Annotated in this window: 5 protein-coding genes; all 5 read left to right on the forward strand. The window is 63.0% G+C overall.

What is annotated here, in order from left to right; genetic code table 11:
• The coding region (locus tag EOD07_RS27580) for a MotE family protein (RefSeq protein WP_164772586.1) at positions 1–310 on the forward strand (310 nt) is incomplete at its 5' end.
• Positions 307–1,011 (forward strand): flagellar basal body L-ring protein FlgH, encoded by a 705-nt coding sequence (flgH, locus tag EOD07_RS27585; RefSeq protein WP_127237640.1) that lies wholly within the window; start codon positions 307–309, stop codon positions 1,009–1,011. The genes EOD07_RS27580 and flgH, both read left to right, overlap by 4 nt.
• 18 nt (positions 1,012–1,029) lie before the next feature.
• The gene (locus EOD07_RS27590) at positions 1,030–1,524 is read left to right on the forward strand and encodes a flagellar basal body-associated FliL family protein (protein WP_127237641.1); all 495 of its coding nucleotides are present in this window, start codon (positions 1,030–1,032) and stop codon (positions 1,522–1,524) included.
• Positions 1,521–2,252, forward strand: a complete 732-nt coding sequence (fliP, locus tag EOD07_RS27595; protein WP_127237642.1) for a flagellar type III secretion system pore protein FliP — start codon at positions 1,521–1,523, stop codon at positions 2,250–2,252. Before EOD07_RS27590 ends, fliP begins: the two co-directional genes overlap by 4 nt.
• A 223-nt stretch (positions 2,253–2,475) precedes the next feature.
• Positions 2,476–3,392 (forward strand): flagellin (locus EOD07_RS27600; RefSeq protein ID WP_127237643.1); only part of this gene is annotated, 917 nt, incomplete at its 3' end.

The raw sequence follows: 3,392 nt of genomic DNA on the forward strand, positions 1-3,392 counted from the left end.
GCTGCAGGCCGGCATCGATGAGCGCATGAAAGCGTTGGAGGCAAAAAAGGCCGAATACGAGGAATGGCTGAAGCGCCGCGAAGTGTTCCTGGCGCGTGCCGAGGACGGCGTCGTCAAGATCTATGCCGGCATGAAGCCCGACGCCGCCGCCGAACGTCTGGCGATGGTCAATGCCGAACTAGCGGCGGCCATCCTGATGAAGCTCGATTCGCGCAAGGCCGGCGTCATCCTAAATGAAATGGACCAGAAGGCGGCGGCGACGCTCACCGGCATCATGGCCAGCGCGGCGCGAAGGGTTGATCCGTCATGAAATTGAAACTGCTCGTCCTGGTCTCTGTCGCGGCGCTGTCCGGCTGCGGCACCAATTTCAAGGAGATCGGCAGGGAACCCGCCTTATCGCCGGTTGGTTCCGGTATCGGCGACGGCGCCTCCGGTCCCTACAGCTATCCCGAGCCGCCGGCCTCGCGGCCGAAGAAATTCTCGCTGTGGGACGACCGCCAGAGCCGGCTGTTTACCGATCCGCGCGCGCTGCGCGCTGGCGACATCCTTACCGTCAACATCAGGCTCAACGACCGGGCCAATTTCAAGAACCAGAACGACCGCAGCCGCACCGCCGCGCGCAAGCTCGGCTACGACGTCACGCTCGGATGGGACGGCAAGAGCACAAGCGGCAAGGGCGACGCCGGCTTGAGCTCCAGCACAGAGACCAATGCCGACGGCGAGATCAAGCGCTCGGAAGACATCGCCCTCAACGTCGCCGCCGTCGTGACCGAGGTGCTGCCCAACGGCAATCTGATGATCAGGGGCTCGCAGGAGGTCCGAGTCAACTATGAGCTCCGCGTGCTGACCATCGCCGGCATGGTTCGTCCGTCCGACATCGGCGCTGAGAACACCATCCCATATGAGCGCATCGCCGAGGCGCGCATCTCCTATGGCGGTCGAGGCCGTGTGAGCGAGGTCCAGCAGCCGGCCTATGGCCAGCAGGTCCTCGACCAGGTTCTTCCTTTCTAGGGCCGGGAGAGCGTTGCCGTGGCCAATGTCGAGCAGGTCCAACCCAAGAAGGGACCTTCCCTGGTGATCCAGCTCGCCATGCTCCTGGTCATGACGGGCGCGGCCATCGGCATGGGCTGGGTTTCCGGCGGCTATCTCAAGCAAGGCGAAACGCCGGCGCCGGTGCCCGCGGCGCCGGAGAACGCCGGCACCGCGGAAAAACCCGCCGAGGGCGGCAAGGCGGCTGCCGGGCCGACGCTGGTGCAACTGGCGGCGATCACCACCAATCTCGCCTCGCCGTCGGATGTCTGGATCCGGCTGGAAGCGTCGCTGCTCTACGATGCTCCCCAGCCGCAGGAAATGACCGAGCAGATCCACCAGGACCTGCTCGCCTATGTGCGCACGCTCAAGCTGCACCAGATCGAGGGCGCCAGCGGTTACCAGCATCTCAAGGCCGATCTCGAGGAGCGCGCGGCGCTGCGCAGCGCTGGCCACGTCAAACAGGTTCTCGTCAGGACGATGCTGCTCGAATGAGAAAGTTCCTCACAGCCACGGCGCTCATCGTCGCGACCACTTCCGTCGCCGCGGCCCAGCAGCTCGATCTTGGCGGCATTGGCAAAGCCGACGGTACGACCGTCGGCTACCTGATCCAGATGTTCGGCCTGCTCACCGTGCTTTCGGTGGCGCCTGGCCTTCTGATCATGGTGACGAGCTTCACCCGCTTCGTCATCGCCTTCTCGATCCTGCGCGCCGGCATCGGCTTGCAATCGACGCCGGCAAACCTGATCCTGATCTCGCTGTCGCTGTTCATGACCTTCTATGTCATGGCGCCGACCTTCGACCAGGCCTGGAACACCGGCGTGAAGCCGCTGATGGACAACCAGATCACGCAAGGCGAGGCATTCGAGAAGATCTCCGGTCCGTTCCGCGACTTCATGCTGCACAATGTGCGCGACAAGGATTTCGACCTCTTCGCCGACCTCGCCCGCGAGCGCGGCCAGACCGTATCGCGCGAGACCGTCGACCTGCGCATCCTGGTGCCGGCCTTCATGATCTCGGAAATCCGGCGCGGCTTCGAGATCGGCTTTCTCATTGTTCTGCCGTTCCTCGTTATCGACCTCATCGTCGCCACCGTCACCATGGCCATGGGCATGATGATGCTGCCGCCGACAGTGGTGTCGCTGCCGTTCAAGATTCTGTTTTTCGTTTTGATCGACGGCTGGAACCTTCTGGTCGGCAGCCTAGTGCGATCCTTCACCTGACGACGCTCGGACGGCTGTCGAAATGCCGTCCCCGTCCCGCACAAATTTTGCGCAATATATTTTCGATTAACCGTCCGATTTAGGTCTTTGGTAGGGACTTCCCGCCATAGTCGCTCGCAGATGGCGGGTGACCTAACTGAACGGTCATTGGCATGATGCCGCACCGTCATACCGGACAAGCCGGTATGTCAAAAAATCCGTGTAAAAATAGGTACGAGTAGCCATGGCCAGTATCATGACCAACGCCTCGGCGTTGACCGCTCTGCAGAGCTTGAACGCCACCCAGAAGAACCTCGACACCACCCAGGCCCGCATCTCGACGGGCTATCGCGTCTCGCAGGCTTCCGACAACGCCGCTTACTGGTCGATCGCCACCACGATGCGCTCCGACAACCAGGCCATGTCCACCGTTTCGGACGCTCTGGGCCTCGGCGCCTCGAAGGTCGACACCGCCTACACCGGCATGGACAGCGCGATCAGCACCATCAACCAGATCCAGCAGAAGCTGACCGCGTCCTACGGCCAGACGGATGCTTCCAAGGAAAAGACCCAGGTTGAAATCAAGGCGCTTCAGGACCAGTTGAAGGCCTATGCCGACGGCGCCACCTTCTCCGGCACCAACATGCTGTCGGTGTCTACGGCTTCGGGCACGGCGGCGGACGTCAAGATCGTCTCGGCGTTCAACCGCAGCGCCACCGGTTCGGTTTCCATCTCGACGATCGACGTCAACGTGGAAAGCATCAAGCTCTATGACTCGGGCGCTGCCCCGACCGCGAAGGGCATCCTCGACACGGAGCGCCTCGGCACCACCGGCGCCGCTGTCACCACGGCCTCGACCCCGACCCTGGGCGCCGCTGCCGCCGCCACCGACACTTATTCGGTCGCCGGCCTGACCATCTTCTCGGGCGGCACGGCTGCCAGCGACACCCAGATCCAGGCAATGATGAACGTCGTCGACGCCGCGCTGAAGGATATGACGAACGCCGCCACCAAGCTCGGCGCCGCCAAGAGTTCGATCGACCTGCAGAAGACATTCACCACGAGCCTGATGGACTCCATCGATCGCGGCGTCGGCCAGCTCGTCGATGCCGACATGAACAAGGAATCGACCCGCCTCCAGGCGCTGCAGGTGCAGCAACA

The sequence above is a fragment of the Mesorhizobium sp. M2C.T.Ca.TU.002.02.1.1 genome (assembly GCF_003997225.1).

Excerpts from the sequence above, each read along its gene's own strand:
- flgH (WP_127237640.1), top strand. The coding sequence starts at position 307 with ATGAAATTGAAACTGCTCGTCCTGGTCTCTGTCGCGGCGCTGTCCGGC.
- fliP (WP_127237642.1), top strand. The coding sequence starts at position 1,521 with ATGAGAAAGTTCCTCACAGCCACGGCGCTCATCGTCGCGACCACTTCC.